This is a genomic window from Rheinheimera sp. SA_1 (assembly GCF_001669775.1).
Lineage (GTDB): Bacteria > Pseudomonadota > Gammaproteobacteria > Enterobacterales > Alteromonadaceae > Pararheinheimera.
In genome coordinates, this window is sequence record NZ_LXWK01000011.1 from 72,230 (window position 1) to 94,733 (window position 22,504).

Genomic DNA, 22,504 nt, shown 5'->3' on the forward strand with positions numbered 1-22,504 from the left:
AATACACGTCCAGCCGCTTTTCCTCCCCGTAAAGCGAGCCGGTGGTTTGGCCGGTTTTGAGGTTTTAAAACTGCGCACTGTCTGAGCGATTTGACGTTAGCAAATCGCGAGTTTGCGCAGTTGCCTCAAAATCGAGCCAAACTTCCGGGCTTTCGAGCGATCAGGGGTCGCCTTTTGTTGGTTACTTATTTTGGCGAAGCAAAATAAGTAACTCGCCGGAGGCGAAACCCATGCCATGCCATCGGCATGAAAAAAATCTAAATAAAACGGCAGATGGCGCAGCCATGCAAAACGTCTGTACCCAGACGCCCAAAAAGCGCCTTTGCTCTGTCGCGCCAGACAAGCTAAACTCCCGCCACTTTCCCAGCCGGAAACCCGGCCCCCAGCAAACTGCAGTGCAAATGCCAATAAAAACACCATTCAACACAACCATCAAACCGCTCTACGCTGCGGCACTGCTGCTATTACTGGCTGAAGCCTGTTTCGCCGGCATCGGTGCTTTAGTGAAACTCACCAGCGCCAGTGCCAGCGAAGCACAGGTGGTGTTTTTTCGTAACTTTTTTGCCTTGTTGGTGATGTTGCCGTGGATTATTAGTCAGGGGGTGCAGATTTTAAAAACCAAACGTTGGTATTTGCATTTAAGCCGCGCTACCACCGGCATTATTTCGATGTACTGTTTTTTTTATGTGATTAGTCAGTTGCCACTGGCGCAGGCGATGCTGGTGTTGTTGCTGTCGCCTTTTGTGGTGCCGATTATTGCGCGGTTTTGGCTGAATGAACGGCCAAGCCGCTTGACGTTGTTTGCGATTGTGCTGGGGTTTGTTGGGGTCTTTATCGCCATTCCACTCGGTGGGCAAGCCAGTAGCCTGGTTATTTTATTGCTGGGGTTATTGTCAGCGGTGCTGGTGGCGGTGACCAAAACCACCATTCGATATATGTCGGATACCGAGCCTGCCGCGCGTACGGTGTTTTATTTCTCGTTGCTGACCGCCATTATTTCGTTTGTACCGGTGCCGTTTTATTGGAATCCGTTGCCTGCGGTGGCCTGGTGGGCTTTTGTCGGGATGGGCGTGTTGGCTGCTGTTGGTCAGATGGCGATGACTAAAGCCTATGCATTGGCGCCAGCCAGTGATATCGGTATGTGGACTTACAGCAGTATTATTTTTGCTGGTTTATTTGGGTATGTGTTCTGGCAAGAGCCGGTGACGATGGCCTGGTTTGGCGGAGTGGTGATTATTTTTTACGCTGGTTATATTACTTCTAGACAAAGATTGTTATGAGTCGATGTTGCCGCAGTAGTAGGTAGTTCACCCCACTGCTGCGGCCAATTCTTACTTCATTTAATCGTCAATCATTCGAATTAAACACTTCGCGTGGCAGTAGCCGGTGAAATCGCCGCCGCTTTACGCGCCGGATAAAACACCGCCAGCTGCCCCACCAGATATAACGCCAGCACCCCAAACACCAGCAGCTGCGGCTGTAACGGTGCCAGTTCAAATTTACTGACTAACCAAATATTCAAACCAACGGCCGCAATAGCTCCAATCGTCACACCCAAAGTGCTAATCAGGAAGTTTTCCAGCATAAAATAACGCATTACCTGTAACTGCGTTGCCCCCAAGGCACGGCGGGTGCCGATTTGACGACGACGGCGGTTGATGCTGAACATCGCAAGACCAACAATGCCAAAGGCGGTGATCAAGGTCAGGATCACAATCACCAGCAACAGAATTTTATTCAACGCATTGTGACTGCGGTAACTATCCTCGCGGGTGTCTTCCAGACTGGTGACGTTGCGGATAATGCGGTTTTTATTCGATTCCGCCAGCGCTTTTTCGATGATTGGCATCAGCTCATCGCGTCGGCCCGGCTCAGTGCGGATCATATAACGACCGTTGCGGTTTTCCATCTGAAACGGCACCAGCATGCTACGTTCCACACCGTCCCAGCCATTCCACGGTGCTTGCAATGTTTTGACAATACCGCTGATTTGAATCGCTTCGTTCTGGTTGATGTAGACAGTCTTGCCAAGTGCAGTCTGATAAGCCCCCGGATACAAGGCTTCAGCCATTGCCTGACTGACAATAGCGCGCGCTGGCCAGCTCACTGAAGCTGCTGGTCGCCACTCGATATCGGTCAACTGAAAGTTTTCACCGGCAATCAGCTCTAACCCCAGCGTATTGATACCGTGGTCGTCGACCATATACACCGCCACGCCAATATCGTCTTCCCCTTCACCGGCTTTGTGTTGCAAGCCCATTGACCAGCCACCGCCACTGAGCGGAATAGCATTGATCTGCGTAGCATCGACTACACCAGGAATGCCGCGGATCAGCCGCAAATCATCGGCCAGCGCCGCTTCATGATTGTAGTTCTGACCAAACACGGTATTGCTTAGATAAAATAGATTCGCTTCATCCAGACCACTTGGCCTGGCCATTTGGCTACTACGTTGTTGCATCATAAAAATGGCATTGACCATGATGCTGAGCGTTAATGCAATTTGCAGTGCAATCAGAATTGCCCCGACTTTTTGCCGTAATAAGGCTCGAAAAATTGGACCTAATTCAAACATTTCAAGCTCCTTATTGGCTTTTTAGCTGTTGTGACGGTTGCACTGTGCACGCGCGCCATGTTGGATACAAACCCGCCAGTAAACTGGAGACTAGCGCCAGCAACATCGCCAGGCCCACCATCGCCAGATCCAGCTCAGCCAACCCTTTCATTTCATCGCCGTACAACAGCTGCACGCCCTGTAAACCAAGCCAGGCAAATACCAGCCCCAGCAAGCCACCGGCAATGCCGATACAACCGGCTTCGGTCAGATACTGGGTAAATAAGTCCTGCCGACTGGCACCAAGCGCCTGCCGTAAGCCAATTTGCGGTGCCTTACTTAAGAATTTCGCTAATAACAAACCAATAGTGTTCAGCAGACAAACCAGTAAAAACATCAGTGACATCACCATCATCAGGCTGGCGTCCTGCGCCACCACTTGCTGATTTTCCATCCACTGCATCACGTCACTCAGCCGGTTATTGATTGGCCGTTCAAACCGGCCCAGTTTTTTCTGCTCGGTGACATAAGCATTTAAAAACGTCAGATAATCTTCTTTTTCCTGTTCAGTACGAAGCTCGGCCCAAAATTGCGTCCAGACACATTCTGAATTTAAGAATGCTTCGTAACCTTCACCACTAGGTTTCCAGCAATTGGTATTGCCATTACGGTTAATTTTCGGCTGCGATAGTAAACTAAAGGGTATAAATAACTCTTCGGCTTCGTTAAATGCGCCGGTGGTCACATCATAAAATCTTGGACGCGGTAACCAGTTGGCAATAACCCCTACCACCTGAAAATAATCACCGGCTAGTTTTACTTTTTCGCCGACCGAATCACGACCACCGAATAACCGCTCGTTCAGGCTTTGGCTTAGCACCACCACCTGCTGCATCGATTCATCGGCAGCACGATCCCAGCTACCGCCAAATAAAAACGGCACGTCAAACATCGCGAAAAAATCGGCAGAATTGGCCCGGCCAGAGACCTGAAACGGCAAACTGTCTTTGCCCTCTGGCTCTACGACCGCGCCCATTTGCGCCTGCACCACTTGCCGATAGGCTTTGTTGGCGGCCCAAAGTGCAGTGGCATCCCGATAGGTCAACTGATCCGGTGGATCGCCGTTATCGTTGGCCGGTTGATGCGGATCCCAGTTATCGAGCTGCACATAAAACAGCTGCTCACTTTTGGTTGGAATAGGGTTGGCAGACATCAGATAGTTGACGGTGACCGTGGTCATGGCAGCACCGATACCCAAGCCAATCGCCAACACCATCAGCAGACTTAAGCCATAGCTTTGCCGGATACTGAGCCAGGCTAAACGCAAGTAGTATGCAAACATGGTCAGACTCCTGCGACTTTAGCGCTGTGCTCAGCCGAGACTGGTGACACAATATGCAAAGGCTCGTGATGCAGTGTCTCGTGCATCGCAGCAGTGAGTTCAGATACCCGGCCATCTTTAATCAGAATTTGCCGTTTGGCACGCTGTGCCAGACCATGATCGTGCGTCACCATAATGATGGTGGTGCCCTGGCGGTTAATATCCTCCAGCAGCGCCATCACACTCTGCGCCATCTGACTGTCAAGGTTACCAGTTGGCTCATCCGCCAGTAAAAACCTGGGGCTGGTGGCAAGCGCCCGGGCAATCGCCACCCGTTGTTGTTGACCACCGGACAGCTGACTTGGCAAATGTTTCATTCTTGACGCAAGCCCCACCAGTTCCAGCTGTTGTTCAATACGGCGTTTTCGCTCTTTGGCGTCAAAACCGCGATAGCGCAGCGGTACATCAACGTTGTCGAATAGGTTCAGCTCTGGAATTAAATTAAAGCTCTGGAAAATAAAGCCTATTTTCTGATTCCGCATTTTTGAGCGCTGGCTGTCGGTTTGTTGATTGACGTTTTCGCCATCCAGTAAAAATAAACCTGAGCTGGCCACTTCCAATAAACCGGCGATATTTAAAAAGGTGGTTTTACCCGAACCCGATGGGCCGGTGACACTGACAAAATCACCTTCCTGCACTTCCAAATCCACCTCACGCAGCGCATGGGTTGACACTTCACCGGTATGAAAAACTTTGCCTAACTGTTTCATTAGCAACATAAAATAGTCCTCAGGGCGGCAATGGGCCGCTGTTGTTGATTTAACTGAATTAGTGATTTAACTGGATTTGTTGAGCGCCGTTAAACATATCGGTGCCGGAAATAATGATTTGATCGCCTTCGGCTAAGCCGCTCAGCACTTCCACCGCTGACAAACTGCGGGCGCCGATGGAGATGGGAGTTTTCACCGCCAGGCCATTTTTAACGATGTAAGCAAACTGGCCGTTGGAGCTTTCCAGGAACTGGCCCCGTGAAACCTGCAATACTGCATCGCGTTGCTCCAGTAAAATCCGGCTGGCGAGCCGCTGGTTCTGACGAAGTCCTGGCGGTGAGGCTTTTTCAAAGCGCACCCGACCAGTCACCTGATTGTCGACAATTTCTGGTGACACGCTGACTAACCGCGCCGGATAGGTTTGTTGATCCAGCGTGATATCAGCCGGCATGCCAATGGCGAGGTCGTCGGCGTAGTTTTCCGGGATGGCAATTTCGACTTCAAACTGAGTTAAATCGACCACTGACAACAGCAGCTGATTTTTGGTTAAGTAGGTTTTATTGTCGGTCGCCAGATTGCCGATGATGCCATCGACCGGCGATTTCACTTGCAGTGCGTCCACCTGACGGCTTAAATTTGCCACCAACAAGGTCTGGCGTTGTAATTCTTGTTGCAGCGCGGTCGATTCAAACTCCAGGCTTTCCTTATTCAGCACCGCATCTTTTACTGCGTGTTGATGCTGCAATGAAGCATTATTCAAATCATCACCGGCTTTTTCATAATCAATCTGGCTAATGGCTTTAACGCTATAACCTTGTTCGGCACGGCGTTTTTCACGCTCAGCGGTAGTGAGCGCCACCTTGGCCAAATCAACCGCTTTTTGGTCGATTAGCTGTTGTTTACGCGATTGGATGATTTGCCGCTCCAAGCCAGTGCTCAGGCTATTCAGCGTGGCTTGTTCCTGTTTAAGCTTGCTATCAAGTTCCGGACTATCAATGGCGGCAATCACGTCACCTTTTTTCACCTGGGTACCGGCTTCAGCAAAAAAACTGACGGTGCCGTCGGCTGAGGCATAAAGTTTTGGACTCACCGCCGCCACCACTTTGCCCTGCACCGACACATCCCGGACAAAAGGCGCAGTTTTGACGCTATCCAGCCGCACCCGGGCCATTGACACCGACATGTCAGATTGCTGCCAGTTGGACAGCAATGGCGTTACTTGCCATAACAGCAAGGCTGCCACAGCGACAATCATTGCCAACATGATGATTTTTTTCGACTTTAACGGTTTGGTATTTCGGATTTCATCCTGAGCACTAGGCTCGGCAATTTTTATAGACACGGTGCATCTCCAATTCATTCCTGCAAACTCAGTCGCAGTGACTTTGGAAATGGTTTAGGAAAATCTGAAATTATTTTTGGTCAGCACTAAACCAAAAATACAGGCGCTAGATAGGCAATTGAATTAAAACAATAATTTATGAGAACAGTATTTATTAGCGCCAAAAAAAATCCCCAATCACAACAGAGGCATGATCAGGGATTGGGAAGTCGTTGTAGCAACTTCATCCAGTGTAGTTCAGCAAAATCAGCTTGCAGGTTAATTAGTCTTTTCTGAACTAAAAAATTCAACCATGCACTTACTGATACTTACCAACCGCAGCGGTGCTAAAAAGTCGCTGGCTATAGCACTTCAGCCATGGCTCGGGTAAAATGCCAGCCCTTTTGTAGTTGACGACTTTATACAGGCAAGAAAATACCATGAGCAAAAAGCTGCACATTAAAACCTGGGGCTGCCAGATGAATGAATATGATTCATCCAAAATGGCCGACTTGTTGGATGCCACTCATGGCTATACCCTGACTGAAAACGCTGAAGACGCTGACGTCATTTTATTAAATACCTGTTCCATCCGCGAAAAAGCGCAGGAAAAAGTATTTCACCAATTGGGCCGCTGGCGCCCACTGAAAAAGAAAAATCCTAATTTAATCATTGGTGTTGGTGGTTGTGTAGCATCACAGGAAGGCGCTTCTATTCGCGAGCGCGCACCTTATGTCGACATTATCTTTGGACCACAAACCCTGCACCGGTTGCCGGAAATGATTAATTCGGTCAAAGGCGACCGCTCACCGGTGGTCGATGTATCATTCCCTGAAATAGAAAAATTTGACCGCTTACCAGAGCCAAAAGCCGATGGCCCGACGGCCTTCGTGTCGATTATGGAAGGCTGCTCGAAATATTGTACTTTCTGTGTGGTGCCTTACACCCGCGGTGAAGAAGTCAGCCGCCCACTCGACGATGTGTTGTTGGAAATCGCCCAACTCGCCGAACAAGGCGTGCGCGAAGTGAATTTATTAGGCCAGAACGTCAACGCTTATCGCGGCGAAACGCACGATGGTCAAATTTGCCACTTCTCTGAATTGCTACGCTTAGTCGCCGCTATTGATGGCATCGACCGCATTCGATACACCACATCACATCCTGTTGAATTTACAGACGATATTATCGAAGTGTATCGCGACATCCCGGAACTGGTGGATCACCTGCATTTACCGGTGCAATCGGGTTCAGATCGTATTCTGACGCTGATGAAACGTAATCACACCGCCCTTGAATACAAAGCGCAAATTCGCAAACTGAAAAAAATCCGGCCGAATTTAAGTATGTCATCTGACTTTATTATTGGTTTCCCTGGTGAAACGGCGGAAGATTTTGCGCAGACCATGGATTTAATTGCGACTATTGGCTTTGATATGAGCTTCAGTTTCATTTACAGCGCCCGTCCTGGCACGCCTGCGGCCGATCTGCCGGATGACGTCAGCGAAGATGAGAAAAAGCAGCGGCTGTATATTCTGCAAGATCGCATCAACCAACAATCACTGCAAATTGCCCGCGGCATGCTTGGCACCGAGCAACGGGTGTTGGTCGAAGGTCCGTCGAAAAAAGATTTAATGGAACTGACCGGCCGCACTGAGAATAATCGGGTGGTGAATTTTGAAGGCACCCCTGATATGATTGGTGGCTTCGTTGATATTAAAGTGACAGACGTATTCACTAACTCTTTGAAAGGTGTCGTTATCCGCACTGAAAAAGAGATGGATTTACGCCGCGAAATATCACCACAACAAATTCTGGCGCGTCAGCCAAAAGCAGATCCACTTGGGGTGCAAACGTTTCAGCCCTGAGTTCAACTAAATTTTACAGAGGCCGCTAAATAAAGCGGCCTCGTTTAAATAGAGAACAGGCCCATTGGACAACCCAATCAGTAGTATTGAATTTAAAGTAGATCCCACCGACCACCAACGGCTGTCGCTGTTATGTGGCCCCTTCGATGACCATATCCGCCAGATTGAACGACATTTTCGCGTTCAGCTCAGTTTTCGTGATGACAAATTCCGCTTGCTTGGCCTCACAGCGCAAGTGCCGCTGGTGCAACAATTGGTTGAGCAACTCTATGCAGAAACGCTGAGTCCGGCGGGCAAATTGGTGCCATTAACCGCCGAGCAAGTGCATCTGGCAATGAGTGGTATTGATCATCCGGCGACCTTGATCCAAGTCGATGAGCAGGCACAAGAAGTCAGCATCAAGACCAAAAAGGGCATGATCAAAGGCCGTAACCCGAATCAAAGCCGTTATGTCGCCAATATTCTGCGCCATGATGTGACTTTTGGCATTGGTCCGGCCGGTACCGGTAAAACTTATTTAGCGGTGGCTTGTGCGGTCGACGCGCTGGAAAAAAATCAGGTACGCCGTATCGTGCTCACCCGCCCGGCGGTCGAAGCCGGTGAAAAACTAGGTTTTTTACCAGGCGATTTAGCACAAAAAGTCGATCCGTATCTACGGCCGTTGTATGACGCCTTGTTTGATATGCTGGGTTTTGAAAAAGTCGAAAAGTATCTGGAACGTGGCACTATCGAAATTGCGCCGCTGGCTTATATGCGCGGCCGCACCTTAAGCGATGCCTTTATTATTCTGGATGAAAGCCAAAACACTACGGTTGAACAGATGAAAATGTTCTTAACCCGGATTGGTTTTAATTCCAAAGCCGTGATTACCGGTGATGTAACGCAAGTCGATTTACCCCGTGGCACTTATTCTGGTTTAAAACACGCCATTGACGTGCTATCTGAAGTCGATGCGCTGAGCTTTAACTACTTTGTCGCTAAAGACGTCGTGCGCCATCCAGTGGTGCAAAAAATCGTCATCGCTTACGAAGCCTTTGAAGCTGCTGCCGCGGTGCGTAAACAAGCAGAAAAAGAAGCAGCCTTGCTGGCTCAGGCGACTGCGAATGCCGCTGCAACTGTCGTGGTGCCATCCTCACCAGATACCGCCGGAGCAAAGCCTGCCAGCCGTCGTAAAACCGTCACTAAAGCTGCGGATACTGAAACCCCATGAGCATCATTCTTGATTTACAGTTGGCCTCAACGGCTGATAATTTACCTAGCGAAGCGCAAATTCAGTTATGGTTGAATGCTGCAGTCAGTCCTTTTCAGCCCGTCGCGGAAGTCACAGTGCGGATTGTTGATGAAACCGAAAGTCAGCAACTTAATTTTGACTATCGTGAAAAAGACAAACCGACCAACGTGCTGAGCTTTCCATTTCAGTGCCCACCCGGTATTGAACTGCCGTTATTGGGCGATTTAGTGATCTGCGCTGGAGTCGTCGCGCAGGAAGCCAAGGAGCAAAATAAAACCCTGGATGCACATTGGGCACACATGGTAGTACATGGCAGCTTGCATTTACTTGGCTTTGACCATATAAATGATGACGACGCTTTGGAAATGGAAGCGGAAGAGATACAAATTCTGGCAGAACTGGGTTTTGCCGATCCTTATTTGATTCAAGACTAACGGAGCTGGTTTTTTTATTATGGGTGACGACAATCCACACTCGGGACGCGGTTCTGCCGCTAAATCATGGTTAGAACGTATTGCCGCCATATTTACCGCAGAACCACAACAAGTCTCAGATCTGGAAGATATTATTGCCGAAGCCAATTCGCGCAATCTGATTGATTCCGACACTAAGGGTATGCTGCAAGGTGTACTGGATGTCTCCAAAATGCGCGCCCGCGATATTATGGTGCCCCGCTCCCAGATGGCCACGATCGATATTGATCAACCACTGACTGAATTTCTACCCATCCTGCTGGAAAATAATCACAGCCGTTATCCAGTGGTCAATGAAGATAAAGACCATATCGAAGGCATTCTGATTGTTAAAGATATTCTGCAATATGCGTTAAAACCTGATGTGGAATGGTCGTTACGCGAATTATTGCGCCCGGCGGTGATTATTCCGGAAAGCAAAAGAGTCGATGCGCTGCTGAAAGAATTCCGCCAAAAACGCTACCACATGGCGATAGTCGTCGATGAATATGGTGGTGTATCTGGCCTGATTACCATCGAAGATATTCTGGAGCAGATAGTCGGCGATATCGAAGATGAACACGATGACGAAGAAGGCGAAGATATCCGCAAGCTCGGCAGCAATGTGTTTATGGTCAGTGCGTTAACCCCGCTCGATGAATTTAACGAAAGTTTCAATACCGGTTTTGACGAAGAAGAAGCCGGCACTATCGGCGGAATTGTGTTACACGCTTTTGGCCATATGCCGGCAAAAGGTGAAACCATCAGCCTCGAAGGCCTGACCTTTAAAGTCACCAAAGCCAACAGCCGCCGTCTGGTGCAGTTGCAGGTGATCCGGCCAAAACCGACAGAAGATGCTGAATAGCAGCGGTAAGGAAAGTTGTAAGTGTTTAGTTTGAAATTTTCCCGCCGTGATCTTTTCCTCAGTATGTTGCTGCTGGTCGCCGGTCTTGCGAATACGCTGGCATTTGCACCTTATCAGCTCACAGCTTTACCGCTTTTTACCTTGGCGTTGCTGAGTCTGGTGTTGTTTCAATGTCAAAGTGCCGGTAAAGCCGCCTGGTTTGGTTTTATCTACGGTGTTGGCTGGTTTGGCCTTGGCGTGAGCTGGGTGCATGTCAGTATCGCTACTTTTGGCGGCATGCCACTTGTTGCCAGTTTAGGCATTATGGCGTTACTAGTTGCGTATTTAAGCCTGTTTCCTGCCCTCGCCGCCTGGCTGAGTTGTCACCCGCGTTTCAATACGACCGCTTCATTGAATAAACATCCGCTATGGTGGCCGTTATTGCTGGCCAGCTGCTGGGTCCTGGCCGAAAATCTGCGTTCGTGGTTATTCACTGGTTTTCCCTGGTTATCCTTAGGATACAGTCAGACCGAAGGTTATCTGGCGCCTTATGCGCCGTTGATTGGCGAAACCGGCATTACTTTTATCATGGTTTTCGTTGCCGCCAGTATGATGCTGCTGGTACACAAACAATGGCGAATGGCGCTGGTTGCTGCGGTGTTATTGCTGGCAAGTCCGCTATTGGATCCCTTCAAAGGCTGGCAATTGCAGAATGAAAAAGTCAGCGTGGCTTTGGTGCAAGGCAATATCAAACAGGAACTGCGCTGGCTCCCGGAGCAAGAATTACCAACGATGAAAAAGTATATGCAGCTGACCAAACCTCATCTGCAGCAACAAATTATCGTCTGGCCGGAAGCAGCTATTCCGCAGGTTGAACCACTGGCGCAAGCTTATTTATTCAATCTGGATATGCAAGCGGCGGAAAATAACAGCGCGGTAATCACCGGTATACTTGATTACAAACGCAATAACGATGCTTATAACGGCATGATTGTGCTGGGGAAAAGCGGTACTGCGGCAACCGCAGGCGACTATATTTACGAAACCAGAAACCGCTATCAGAAACACCAATTATTGCCAATAGGCGAATTTGTGCCCTTTGAGCGGTTACTCCGCGACATCGCCCCGTTTTTTGATTTACCCAATAGCTCGTTTGCCCGCGGCGACTGGCAACAGCCTAATTTGCAGGCCAATGGTTATCAGTTGCTCGCGGCTTTGTGTTTTGAAATCGTTTTTCCGCGGCAAATTCAGGCCAACTTTACCGACGATACCGATTTTTTGCTGACGGTCAGCAATGATGCCTGGTTTGGCTCGTCCATTGGCCCGCTGCAACATATGCAAATTGCCCAGATGCGCGCGCTGGAATTTGGCCGGCCGCTGCTGCGCGCCACCAATAATGGCGTGACGGGTATCGTGCTGCCAGATGGAAAGTTGCAGGCGGTGTTACCGCAGTTTGAAGATGGGGTTTTGGTTGCTGACGTGCAGTTAGCTGCAGGCCGGACTTTATATAGTAAAACGGGTGACTGGACTTTACTGATCTTGGCTGGATTATTATTGCTGTTGTCTGGATTTTACAGCTGGCGTCAACAACGCCAGCTGTAACGGCATATGAAGGGTAATTAGGCGGTGGCCATCCATTGTTGCACTGCCGACACCAGCTCATCCGGGTGGAATTTAGCAATAAACTGATCCGCGCCGACTTTGCTGACCATCGCATTATTAAACACGCCGCTGAGTGACGAGTGCAAAATCACGTGAATGCGTTTTAAGTGCTCATGGGCTTTAATTTCGGCGGTTAAGGTATAGCCGTCCATCTCCGGCATTTCGATGTCAGAAATCAACAGCGGCACTTTGCCCGACACGTCGCCACCGAGCTCTTCGGCTTTGGCCAACAACCAGTCCAGTGCCATCCGGCCATCATTAACCGTTTGAATTTCCACGCCAATGGCTGACAGCGCACGTTTCACCTGGTTTCTGGCAACCGCTGAGTCATCCGCCACCAGCACTACCAGATTTTTAAAATCAACGTCTTTGCTTTTTTCTTTCACCGATTCGCTGACCGTTTCATCCACCGGCGAAATTTCGAAAAATACTTTTTCGACGTCGAGGATTTGCACTAATTTGTCGTCAACCTTGGTCACCGCCGTGACGTAATGCGCTTTGCCAGCCCCTTGTGGCGCCGGCATAATTTGCTCCCAATTACTGCTGATGATCCGGTCAACGCCTGAGACTAAAAAGCCCTGGGTATGCCGATTGTATTCGGTGACCAGCACATAGGCAGTAGCTAATTCGGTGATCATCGGGCCACCGGTTGCCATGCTTAAGTCGATGACGGTGACTGGCTCGCCACGCAGATGCGCTATCCCGCGGACGTTTGGATGTGATCCTGGTAAAGCACTTAATTCCGGACACTGCAGCACTTCGCGCACTTTAAATACGTTGATCCCAAACGGCTGCGTGCCGTAAAGGCGGAATAACAGCAGCTCCAGCCGGTTTTGGCCGACAATATTGGTTCTTTGGTCCACGCTGGACATCAGGCTACTCATGCTTTTCCCCATCAGATTAGGATGACCGGATCAATACCGGTTTTTCATTCGCGACATCTGAACAAGATAGGCGAAAAACTCTAATAATGCTCGTGGTTTAGCTTCAGGAATGCCGGTCTGATGAAAATATTCTGCACGCGGTAAAAATCATTGAAAAAGCGCAGGAGATGGTTGCTTTAGATCAGCCTTTGGCTATGAAGATAATTCGGTCAGCCGCTGCTGCAAAAACTGCTGATCGGCGTTATTAACTGCCAAAGTTAATGCCCGCCGATAAAAATCTATGGCCTCGGTGTTCTGCCCAAGCTGACGGTGGAAATCCGCCGCCACTGCGAACAATAAATGGTATTGCGCCAGACTTTCGTCTGCAAGCAGCGGTGGTAATTGCAACAAAGCTGCCGCCGGGCCATGGCACATACTGAACGCCACCAATTGATTCAGCGCCACCACCGGTGTCGGTTCTAATCGAAATAACAGCTGATACAAAGCGTAGATTTGCGGCCAGTCGGTACTGGCACTGTCGGTGCTTTCACTATGCACTGCCGCAATCGCGGCCTGAATGGCGTAAGGTCCAATCCGACCTGAAGCAAGTGCGGTTTCCACGTGCCGGATCCCTTCAGTAATCAAAGCTTGATCCCAGTGCTGTCGCTGCTGCTCAGCTAGTAAAATCAGCTCCCCTTGCGCTGTAAACCGTGCCTGTTGCCTTGCATGTTGCAATAACAACAGCGCCAATAAGCCACAACTTTCAGTATCGAATTGAAGTACAAGTAACTGCCGCGCCAAATCGATAGCTTGCTGGGCTAAATCCGCTTGCTGCATACCGTCAGTCTGCGACAAAGTGTCAGCTGCTTTTATTTGCGAGGCCGGCACCGAGTACCCTTCATTAAACAGCAAGTAAATCACTTTATGCACCGCTTGTAACCTGGGTGACAGTTGCTGTGGCGGCGGTACCTGATAAGGAATGGCGGCGGCTTTAATTTTCTGCTTGGCGCGGACGATGCGCTGTGCAATAGTTGAAGGCGTCTGTAAAAACGCCCGGGCAATTTGCTCGGTGGTTAAGCCACAAACTTCACGCAAGGTCAGCGCCAATTGCGCTTCCAGTGACAATGCCGGATGACAACAGGTAAACACCAGCCGCAAATAATCATCAGGCCATTGTTGTTGATCCATTTGCAGTGCAAAACTGTCGTCCGCGTCTTCTGTTTCGATCTGCGCCAGCACTGTTTCACCGTCGCTGACAAAACGCTGTTGCTGACGCAGTTTATCAATGGCTTTAAACCGCCCGGTGGACACCAGCCATGGCACTGGCGATGCTGGCACACCGGTTTGTGGCCACTGCGCCAGTGCAGCACTGAATGCTTCCTGCAACGCATCTTCGGCCCGGTCAAAATCACCAAGCAACCGGATCAAAGTCGCCAGCACTTGCCGGGAATGTTGCTGATACAGTTGCTCAATTTGCGCAGCAAGCGCAGTGGCAGATTGCAGTATTGGCATAGTTAGGACTTTTGCGTCATTTCACAGCGCCATTTCATACCGCTAGTTGCCGCACCGGCCGCACTTCGACACAACCAACCCGCGCCGCCGGAATACCCGCGGCCAACTGCAACGCTTCATTTAAATCCCGCGCTTCAATCAGGTAAAAACCGGCCAGCTGCTCTTTAGTTTCAGCAAAAGGACCGTCGCTAAATAACACCTGCCCGGCACGCATTCGCACCGTCGTTGCAGTAGCGACACCTTGTAATGCTTCTGCCGCCAGCATCCGGCCGCTTTGCGCCACTTGTTCAGCATAAGCCTGACATTCGGCATCCTGCGGACTTTCAGGTAAGCTGTGAAGCAACTGTTCGTTACTGTAAACCAGACATAAATATTTCATCGGTGATCCTTCTGGTTGCTATTTAATCGGGTTGCAGCGAAAACATCGCTTCATTGCTGACCATATCAAAAGGTACCGAAAAATGCTCATGCACCACTTGCCACTGGCCAGCTGTTTTGCGCCAGCATTGCGTGGTTCGCATCCAGCAACCTTGTACTTCGCCTTGTTCGTTGGTACCACCACATTGGATCAGCGCATGGCTGAATGCCAAATCAACATTGGCTTCCACTTCAAGCTGCGCCATCTGAAAAACCGACGGGCCGCCACCACAATGAGACATACAATTTTCCCAGTGTGCCCGATACACCTCAACGCCACGAAACTGCAGCTTTTGAATTGCGTCAAAGGAACGAATGTGTGGCGCATAAATTGCCATCACCCGGCTGAGGTCTTTTGCTTGCACCGCCTGGGTCCAGCTGGCTAAAAGTTCACGAATTTGTTGTTCACTGGTTAATTGTTGAGACTGTTGCATCGATATTCTCCTTTAGTTGTGAATAGTTGCGCAATAGCTGTTATAGTCGTTCCACTAACCACCGAATCGACAAGCCGCTTGAAAAATAATTCTGTTTTTTAACGCGCGACCTTTCTATCAAACCATAAACCTCTGATTTATTTAAAATTATACTGACTATATAACTTCATGTACTTCAGCGCACGCGCCGTCAGCAGCTTTTAAGCATGCATGACCCTGTTTTATATATGCCGTTCAGCTTAAGTACAGCCTTTTGGCGGTACCTTGAACCCACCTTCGCCAGCAGGCTGTAATTAAGGACATCTCTATGAATAATTCAATGTTAGTCGGATCGATCATTGGCGCTATCGCCGTTACCGCTTTAGGCTCAGTTGCCGGTTACAAATATCTGGATCAAGAACCACAATATGCTGAAGTTGTCAGCAGCAAAGCCATCATCGAAACTTACAGTGAGCCGGTTGAGCAATGTAAAGACGTGATAGTGCAACAGAAAAAAGCCGTGAAAGATGAAAATCAAATAACCGGTACCGTGCTTGGCGCCGTCGTTGGTGGCGTATTGGGCAACCAGATTGGTGGTGGTTCAGGTAAAAAAGTGGCAACCGTTGCTGCAGCTGCAGCCGGTGGTTATGCCGGTAAACAAGTGCAACAAGATATGCAAAACAACGATGTTGAAAGTCAGAACAAACGGGTTTGCAAAACTGTACAGCAACAAAAAGAACGCACCGTCGGTTATGACGTCCGTTATTTACTGAATGGCGAGCTGAAAAACATTCGGATGGATCAAAAACCAGCCGAGAAGATTTTAATTAAAGATGGCCAGGTGATTGCAGCGACTTTGCAAGCCAGTTCGTAACTGCTAATTCGCAATAAGTAGTTTCGTCACCGTTTTTATAAAAAAGCCGAAGCGACACTTCGGCTTTTTGCTATCTGCGATAACCGCAAGCAGCACAACAGCAAGTTATTTCTTAAAACTCATCCGCACTAAGGTATTGTCTTTTAACCAATAATGATGAAATAACGCGGCCAAAGCGTGGATACCAATCAGATAATAGCCAATAGTCGCGCCAATTTCGTGCAAATCTTCCAGCCATTCAGCCGTGGCGGCATCAGCGGCAATCAGCGCTGGTAACTCAGCGCCAAACAACCGTAGCGGCACCGCATCGGCCGACAATAAAAACAGCCCCAAAACCGGCATCACCAACATCAACAGGTAAATGGCCAAATGCACCACTTTCGCCAATTGATGCTGCCACTGTGGTTGTTGTGGCACTATCGCTGGCGTTGGTTGACTGAATCTGGCAAACAGCCGTACGGCCAACAACAATAAAATGCAGATCCCAAACCAATAATGGCTGGTTTTCATCAGGTCCCGCCCCGGCGTACCACGCTCGAAAATATCGCGAAATTCCATGCTGACATAGACACAAATAAACAGCAGCACCGTCAGCCAATGGATAATGATGGTTAACCGGCTAAAACTTGGTGCGGTTTTCGATGTTGCGTTTGACATGGTTGACTCCTGGCACAAAAGACCTGCAGCTTTCGCCGCTCAGATAACAGCGTACGTACGACCGTCCGCAAAACAATAGCTTTAGCATACCGGACAAGTCTTAAGAATGGATGAAGTAGATCGCGGAGTTGAAGTGAAACTTGATACAGCGCAACTATTTGTGCGCATTAACGGCGCAATGTCAGATGAGTACAGTATCAGATGCGGATTATGTCAGACGAGAGCGATGTCATATCGCACTGAAGCTACCAGCGTCCAAAATACTGATCAATCAACAAGGTCAGCTGCTCGTTGAGTTCAGCTTCAAGATCGTCGGCATTCGCCTGATACAACGCAAAATAACGGGCAGCCTGCGCCGGATTTAAGCTTCGTCCGGCCAGGGTACACTGCATTTCCGGCAGACTTTTATCAAACCGTGGCACTAAAATCCACCGCATAAAGCCAGCAGTATGGGATGTCACCAGCGGCTGCGAGAACTTACAGAAATCTTCAATATAATCGGCACCTTGCGGACCAAGACAGCCAGGTTCCACCCGATAAATCACTTCCAGAATTGCCGCTGTTGCTGTCATTGTTTTTCCATTAAACACATCATTAAACACGCCACTGAACCCGGTAAAACTACCTTAGCAGAAGCGGCTTGCCAACAGCAACCGCAACAAAAAAACCTTACGGTTAACAGCTTTGCCGAACGACTAAATCACATCGTAGTTCAACGTCACCGCTAAGCTCACCCGCCAGCAAGCGACTAGCCGCCAGCCGGCCTTTTTCGGCACTGTATTGCTGAATGGTGGTCAGCGCCGGATAAAAGCGCTCGCCTTCTTCAATGCCATCAAAACCAACCACCACCAATTGCGATGGAATCTCGATGCCGAGTTCACGCGCCACCATCATCGCCGCCAGCGCAATGCGATCGCTCATGCACAACAACACGCTGGGCCGAATGGCTTGTTGCAAAGCTTCGCGCGCGGCCATCAGCGCCTGTTCGTGCTGATTGACCGGAATATGCCACACCGCTTCGGCTGGCAATTCTCGACCCGCTTCTTTGGCGGCGGCCAGATAACCTTCCAACCGGCGTCTGGAAATGGCCTGCTCAGACCGATACAGCTCATCCGGTTGGATACGACAGACCCGGTCCGACTCAATCAGCCGCAAGCCAAGTACGGCAATCTTGCCTGGCATGCTGGCAAAAGCATGTAAGGCAATCTGTTTAGCTGAACTGAAATTATCAATATTGACCGACGGCAAATCGTCGACGTTGCAATCGACGGTAATCATCGGCTTTTGCTGGCGCAAAATACGCTCCAGCTGCTCCGGATTATTCGGCGCACCATATAGAATAAAGCCGTCGGGAACCGCTTCGGCGCTGCTGCTGCGACTATTATGGGTGCCGGACAACAACAATAAATCGCGGCCTTGTTGCTGTAGTACTTCGGCGACACCTTTAATCAACTGATTGGCCACCGGATCACTGACCGAATATTCCAGCGTATCGGACAATAAAATCGCAATAATGCCGGATTTACCAGTGCGTAAACTGCGAGCAGCTGCATTCGGGCCACTGTAGCCAAGCACTTCACATTGCGCCAGAATTTTCAACCGCAATTCCGGCAACAACTGATCCGGACGATTAAAGGCGTTGGAAACCGTTGCCACGGACACGCCGAGTTCAGCAGCCACCGTTTTCAGGTTCTGTTTTTTTAATTTTGCCTGCGGTAGCCCTGAACTCACGACGAACCTCTCTATTATTTTTTATGGTAGGTGCTGACTCAGCCGTTATTATTCATATTGGCAATAAACTGGTTGGAATCGGCAATAGCACGGTTCATTTCGCTGATCAGGCTGTTGACGTCCTGCTGCAGCACCCCAAATTCGCCCTGAATAGCGCCAACGGCTTTTGCATTTAAGTTATGCTTTAAATACAGCACGTTATCATTGAGAACACGCAGTACTGGCGGCATTTTACTTTCAGCACGGCGCATCACTTTCACCAGTTCATTAAACTGCCGTTTGGTATCCAGCAGTTTCTTTTTGCTGTCGGTTTTAAGCTGCTTGTTTTGATATTGGGAAAGCTCAGCTTCCCATTCACCAAATAAATCAAAAGCCACGGTTTCGACTTTGTTAATGCGGCTGGTCACTTCCTCGGCCGACTTTTTACTGTCGTCATATTGCGCACTCAGTGCCTCGTAGCGCTGCTGTAAATTGCCACCATGAAAATTCAGCAATTGACTCATCTGATCCAGCGCATCTTTAAATTCCTGCTGGCTGGCTTGTTGGGCGTCACGCGCCTCTTCCACCCGATCAATCAGAATATCGCGTTTGTGCACGCCAACTTTTTCCATCGCGGCATAATAAGCCGTGGTGCAACCAGGCAACACTACCAATGACGCCAGCAGAGAAGCCAGCCCCAGCGTTTTTACCAAAGTTGGTACTTTCAACATCTTTTGCATCTTCACCTTGTTTAACATCATAAAATTCAATTCTTTATTCATCGTCTGACTATTCATCATCGGCCGAGCCATTTACCAGTTCAGCAATTGCCGCCAGCCGGCTCATCGTCAGCGCATTTAAAGTCTTTTTCGGGTATTGGCCGCGGCTATTTTTCACACCCGCCACCACGCCAGTCAGTAGCTCCAGCGCATCATCGACAGTTTTAGCGACATAAATATGGAACAGACCCGTTTCGACTGCAGCAACTACCTCATCGTTCAGTACCAGATTCAGCTGATTGCTAGCCGGGATCACTACGCCTTGGGTGCCGGTTAATCCGCGTGACTGACACAGCCGGAAATAACCTTCGATTTTCTCGTTGACGCCACCTATCGCCTGCACCTGGCCGTGCTGGTTGATTGAACCGGTCACCGCCAGCGATTGCTGAATTGGCACATTACAAATGGCTGAAATTAACGCACAAACTTCAGCAAGTGAAGCGCTGTCGCCGTCAATCAGGCCATAAGACTGCTCCATTGCGATATTGGCCGACAAGGTCAGCGCAAATGTTTGCGCATATTTAGCACCCAGATAACCGGTTAGCAGCATCACACCTTTGGAGTGAATGGCTTTGCCCAATTCCACTTCACGCTCGATATCAATCACACCATTTGAGCCAGGATATACAGTAGCGCTAATACGCGCTGGCGTACCAAAAGCAGTGTCACCAATTTCCAGTACGGTCAGACCATTTACCTTACCAACAGCACCGCCATCAGTATCAATCAGAATTTGGCCTTCCTGAATATCTTCTAAAAAGGATTCACTGATGCGACCGGTGCGGTATTGTTTGCCCGCCAGCGCCTGTTGAATATGCAGCGCAGTCAGTTCAGCATCACCGCTCTGATTAGCGTAATAACAAGCTTCGCGTACCAATTCCAGCACATCGGCAAAGCGCGCCGATAACTTGCGCTGATGTTCGGCCTGACGGAAACTAAAGTTCAGCAACTGCTTCAGGCCACAAGCGGTTAACGGACCGGCGTCCAATGCCTGGATCTGATCCTGCAGCTGCAACGACATATACTTCATAGTCTGGGCAGTAAAAGGCAAATAATGTTCAAAATCAGCCAGTACCCGGAACAATTCGTTAAATTCGTCGTCGCCATCCTGCACCAGATAATACAAATCGCGGGAACCGAGCAGCACAATTTTCACATTCAATGGAATGGCTTTGGGAGTAATAATGGTGGAATTGGTCACGGCATGGTCAGACAGCGTGTCGATATTAATATCACCGCTTTTCAGTGCTAACTTCAGCGCATCCCACACCGCAGGCTGCGACAACAAACGGTCAGCATCCAAAATCAGATAACCGCCATTGGCTTTATGCAAAGCTCCGGCGCGGATCATCCGGTAATTGGTATAAAGCGCGCCTTGTTCAGAACTGTATTCGACCCGGCCAAACAAGTTGCCGTAACTGGGGTTCGGTTCAAACACAATAGGCGCACCGGACATCAGCTCATGATGCACCAACACATTGGGCACAAAATCGCCGATAAACAAACTGCGTAAATCCATTTCTTCCAGTTTGTCGGTTTCCAGCTCTTCTGGCAGTAATTCCAGCACGGCTTTGATCAGCTCGGGTTTCATTTCACGTAGATAACGCAAAATACCAAGCTCGGTCACATAATCGTGTTCCAACTGTTTTAGTAGCGGTTTGATCGCCTGCTCGATGGTGTCGCGGCGTAAAGTCCGTAAGTTTTCGGAAAGTTCACGCTTCCACTGTGGCAGCTCAATCAACTGCTCGTTCAGAATGGTTTCAAGCTCTGACACCAGACCATAGAAAAACTGGCGTTTGTCATCAGATAAATTAGCAAATTCAGCGTCGTCTAAAGGCTTACCATCTACCACCGGCGAAAAACTAACAGCACCATTTTCTTCGTACAACACCACTTGTTTTTCCAGCGCTTTGCGCTCGACCAGCTCAATTGCGGCTTCATATTTGTCGTCAAATGTGGCGTGAATGGCTTTTTTCTTACGTTGATAACCCGGGTTATCAAAAGCAGCCGGAAAGGTATCCAGCAGTTCGTCAATTAAAGCTTCGATTTTCTTGACCAATACCCGGCCTTCACCTGGCAGCAGCCGCAAGGTTTGTGGAATACGTTCATCATCGAAGTTATTGAGATAACACCAGTCGTCCGGTGTTTCTTTTTCACTGGCCGCTGATTGCAGAATATCCTGCACCAAGGTAAACCGACCCAGCGCAGGCTCACCCATCACATAAAGGTTGTAACCCGGCATATCCATGCCAATGGCAAATGACAACGCCGCTTTGGCGCGATCCTGGCCAATAAATGTACTGCTAAAACCGGCGACATCTAAGGCATCGGTGATCAGTTGCTGATCGAGTTGCGGGCCAAGCTGATCGACGGGCAAAGCGAAACTTTGGATATGAATAGAAGAGGCTTTAGTTACGGCCGGATGCGTCATGCAAATTATTCCCGGGAAAAAAACTGACGCCTATAGTAACAAAAACTACTCAGGGCGAAAGTGGCTAAATGCAGCCGGCTGTTGTGAATGCAGAGAAATGAGCAGGATCTGTCAGTGAATTACACTGGCAGACCCTGACGGCGAAATCGGTTAGCACCACAGGCAGCACATTCGCCGAGTGAAGCTGGATGATAAAAAACTACAGATCCACCACAGTCATAACAACAATAAATTCCCATGCCGACTTCCTCACCGGCAAGATAAACCCCGTTGTGGACAAAATCACTTTGTAGGTCCTGCCACTCCAGCTGCGTTTTGTCGGTGACCTGTGCTAATTCATACCAAAGTGTTTCCGGCCACAATGATGGCATCGTCTGTTCATCAGACTGCCTGCGGAAAGTTTCGATAAACAGGCTGGTTTCGTAAGCGGTCAGTTCATTCCCGGCTTTCCAGTAAGCTTTAAGGGTTTCACTGAGATTAAACAACTGCGTCACTTGCTGCTGTTTTGCCAGACTTATGGCTGCAGCAAGCTCATTCAGCCATTGCTGATAACGGGCATGAAAATCTTGCATCACTATTCCCCTTGTGACAAAAGGTACTCGTAAAACAGTATAGTTGCCGCAACATGGATTGTTCCTAATCTGTCGAAACTAATCTTTAAATGCCGCGCGAATGTCACATAACTTCACATTTAAGAATCTTTTAAGCATAAATAATTACACTTTTACCATCTGAAATCGCCGGATAATGCGAACCATTTGCAACAACCTCATTTTCGATAGCTTTTTTGTGCAATTTAACGCATTACAGTTGTTTTTGTTGAACGAA

General features: G+C 49.1%; 21 protein-coding genes. 7 read left to right on the forward strand and 14 right to left on the reverse strand.

From position 1 onward, the window contains the following. Positions 1–401: 401 nt before the first annotated feature. A complete protein-coding gene (locus A5320_RS01570; protein ID WP_068060039.1) occupies positions 402–1,280 on the forward strand; it encodes a DMT family transporter in 879 nt (292 codons plus the stop codon). An 80-nt stretch (positions 1,281–1,360) separates the two neighbouring features. On the opposite strand, the gene A5320_RS01575 is transcribed toward A5320_RS01570, so the two are convergent. Genes A5320_RS01575 through A5320_RS01590 form a run of 4 tightly spaced genes read right to left on the reverse strand, consistent with a single transcriptional unit; the run spans position 1,361 to position 5,987 of the window. After that, positions 1,361–2,575, reverse strand: coding sequence for an ABC transporter permease (locus tag A5320_RS01575; RefSeq protein WP_068060042.1), 1,215 nt, complete (start codon positions 2,573–2,575; stop codon positions 1,361–1,363). A 10-nt stretch (positions 2,576–2,585) separates the two neighbouring features. Beyond that, on the reverse strand, positions 2,586–3,896 hold the full coding sequence (locus A5320_RS01580) for an ABC transporter permease (RefSeq protein WP_068060044.1): 1,311 nt from the start codon (positions 3,894–3,896) through the stop codon (positions 2,586–2,588). A 2-nt stretch (positions 3,897–3,898) separates the two neighbouring features. Next, the gene (locus tag A5320_RS01585; protein WP_068060046.1) at positions 3,899–4,654 is read right to left on the reverse strand and encodes an ABC transporter ATP-binding protein; all 756 of its coding nucleotides are present in this window, start codon (positions 4,652–4,654) and stop codon (positions 3,899–3,901) included. A 49-nt stretch (positions 4,655–4,703) separates the two neighbouring features. Next, positions 4,704–5,987, reverse strand: coding sequence for an efflux RND transporter periplasmic adaptor subunit (locus A5320_RS01590; protein WP_231916637.1), 1,284 nt, complete (start codon positions 5,985–5,987; stop codon positions 4,704–4,706). A 419-nt stretch (positions 5,988–6,406) separates the two neighbouring features. Here A5320_RS01590 and miaB point away from each other — a divergent pair, with 419 nt between their 5' ends. The 5 genes from miaB to lnt all read left to right on the forward strand — a co-directional run bounded on the left by miaB (position 6,407) and on the right by lnt (position 11,960). Beyond that, positions 6,407–7,831, forward strand: a complete 1,425-nt coding sequence (miaB, locus tag A5320_RS01595) for a tRNA (N6-isopentenyl adenosine(37)-C2)-methylthiotransferase MiaB (RefSeq protein WP_068060048.1) — start codon at positions 6,407–6,409, stop codon at positions 7,829–7,831. 64 nt (positions 7,832–7,895) lie between these two features. Beyond that, the gene (locus A5320_RS01600) at positions 7,896–9,041 is read left to right on the forward strand and encodes a PhoH family protein (RefSeq protein WP_068060051.1); all 1,146 of its coding nucleotides are present in this window, start codon (positions 7,896–7,898) and stop codon (positions 9,039–9,041) included. Then, complete coding sequence (ybeY, locus tag A5320_RS01605; protein WP_068060053.1) at positions 9,038–9,496, forward strand: rRNA maturation RNase YbeY; 459 nt, start codon at positions 9,038–9,040, stop codon at positions 9,494–9,496. The genes A5320_RS01600 and ybeY overlap by 4 nt, the downstream gene beginning before the upstream one ends. Positions 9,497–9,515: 19 nt before the next feature. Continuing rightward, positions 9,516–10,379 (forward strand): HlyC/CorC family transporter, encoded by an 864-nt coding sequence (locus A5320_RS01610; protein ID WP_068060056.1) that lies wholly within the window; start codon positions 9,516–9,518, stop codon positions 10,377–10,379. 21 nt (positions 10,380–10,400) lie between these two features. Beyond that, positions 10,401–11,960, forward strand: coding sequence for an apolipoprotein N-acyltransferase (gene lnt, locus A5320_RS01615; RefSeq protein ID WP_231916638.1), 1,560 nt, complete (start codon positions 10,401–10,403; stop codon positions 11,958–11,960). Between the two features lie 17 nt (positions 11,961–11,977). On the opposite strand, the gene A5320_RS01620 is transcribed toward lnt, so the two are convergent. From A5320_RS01620 to A5320_RS01635, 4 genes are all read right to left on the reverse strand, one after another. Beyond that, positions 11,978–12,904, reverse strand: coding sequence for a chemotaxis protein (locus tag A5320_RS01620; RefSeq protein WP_068060059.1), 927 nt, complete (start codon positions 12,902–12,904; stop codon positions 11,978–11,980). Between the two features lie 192 nt (positions 12,905–13,096). Beyond that, positions 13,097–14,395, reverse strand: coding sequence for an RNA polymerase sigma factor (locus A5320_RS01625; RefSeq protein WP_068060060.1), 1,299 nt, complete (start codon positions 14,393–14,395; stop codon positions 13,097–13,099). 34 nt (positions 14,396–14,429) lie between these two features. Further along, positions 14,430–14,774, reverse strand: coding sequence for a YciI family protein (locus tag A5320_RS01630; protein WP_068060061.1), 345 nt, complete (start codon positions 14,772–14,774; stop codon positions 14,430–14,432). 22 nt (positions 14,775–14,796) lie between these two features. Next, the gene (locus A5320_RS01635) at positions 14,797–15,246 is read right to left on the reverse strand and encodes a YybH family protein (protein ID WP_068060062.1); all 450 of its coding nucleotides are present in this window, start codon (positions 15,244–15,246) and stop codon (positions 14,797–14,799) included. A 307-nt stretch (positions 15,247–15,553) separates the two neighbouring features. On the opposite strand from A5320_RS01635, the gene A5320_RS01640 reads away from it, so the two are divergent. Continuing rightward, positions 15,554–16,099 (forward strand): glycine zipper 2TM domain-containing protein, encoded by a 546-nt coding sequence (locus A5320_RS01640; protein ID WP_068060065.1) that lies wholly within the window; start codon positions 15,554–15,556, stop codon positions 16,097–16,099. Positions 16,100–16,204: 105 nt separating this feature from the next. Here the strand turns inward: A5320_RS01640 and A5320_RS01645 are convergent, their stop codons facing one another. The 6 genes from A5320_RS01645 to A5320_RS01670 all read right to left on the reverse strand — a co-directional run bounded on the left by A5320_RS01645 (position 16,205) and on the right by A5320_RS01670 (position 22,248). Continuing rightward, positions 16,205–16,756, reverse strand: coding sequence for a cytochrome b (locus A5320_RS01645; protein ID WP_068060068.1), 552 nt, complete (start codon positions 16,754–16,756; stop codon positions 16,205–16,207). A 245-nt stretch (positions 16,757–17,001) separates the two neighbouring features. After that, the gene (locus tag A5320_RS01650) at positions 17,002–17,328 is read right to left on the reverse strand and encodes a hypothetical protein (RefSeq protein ID WP_068060071.1); all 327 of its coding nucleotides are present in this window, start codon (positions 17,326–17,328) and stop codon (positions 17,002–17,004) included. A gap of 103 nt (positions 17,329–17,431) precedes the next feature. Then, complete coding sequence (locus tag A5320_RS01655) at positions 17,432–18,487, reverse strand: LacI family DNA-binding transcriptional regulator (protein WP_068060074.1); 1,056 nt, start codon at positions 18,485–18,487, stop codon at positions 17,432–17,434. Between the two features lie 38 nt (positions 18,488–18,525). Further along, positions 18,526–19,266: a DUF2959 domain-containing protein gene (locus A5320_RS01660; RefSeq protein ID WP_231916639.1), complete on the reverse strand. Its 741-nt coding sequence runs from the start codon at positions 19,264–19,266 to the stop codon at positions 18,526–18,528. Next, positions 19,256–21,676 carry a Lon protease family protein gene (locus A5320_RS01665; RefSeq protein ID WP_068060077.1) on the reverse strand — a complete coding sequence of 807 codons (2,421 nt, stop codon included), beginning with the start codon at positions 21,674–21,676 and terminating at the stop codon, positions 19,256–19,258. Before A5320_RS01665 ends, A5320_RS01660 begins: the two co-directional genes overlap by 11 nt. A gap of 119 nt (positions 21,677–21,795) precedes the next feature. After that, the gene (locus A5320_RS01670) at positions 21,796–22,248 is read right to left on the reverse strand and encodes a zinc ribbon-containing protein (protein ID WP_068060080.1); all 453 of its coding nucleotides are present in this window, start codon (positions 22,246–22,248) and stop codon (positions 21,796–21,798) included. Positions 22,249–22,504: the final 256 nt, after the last annotated feature.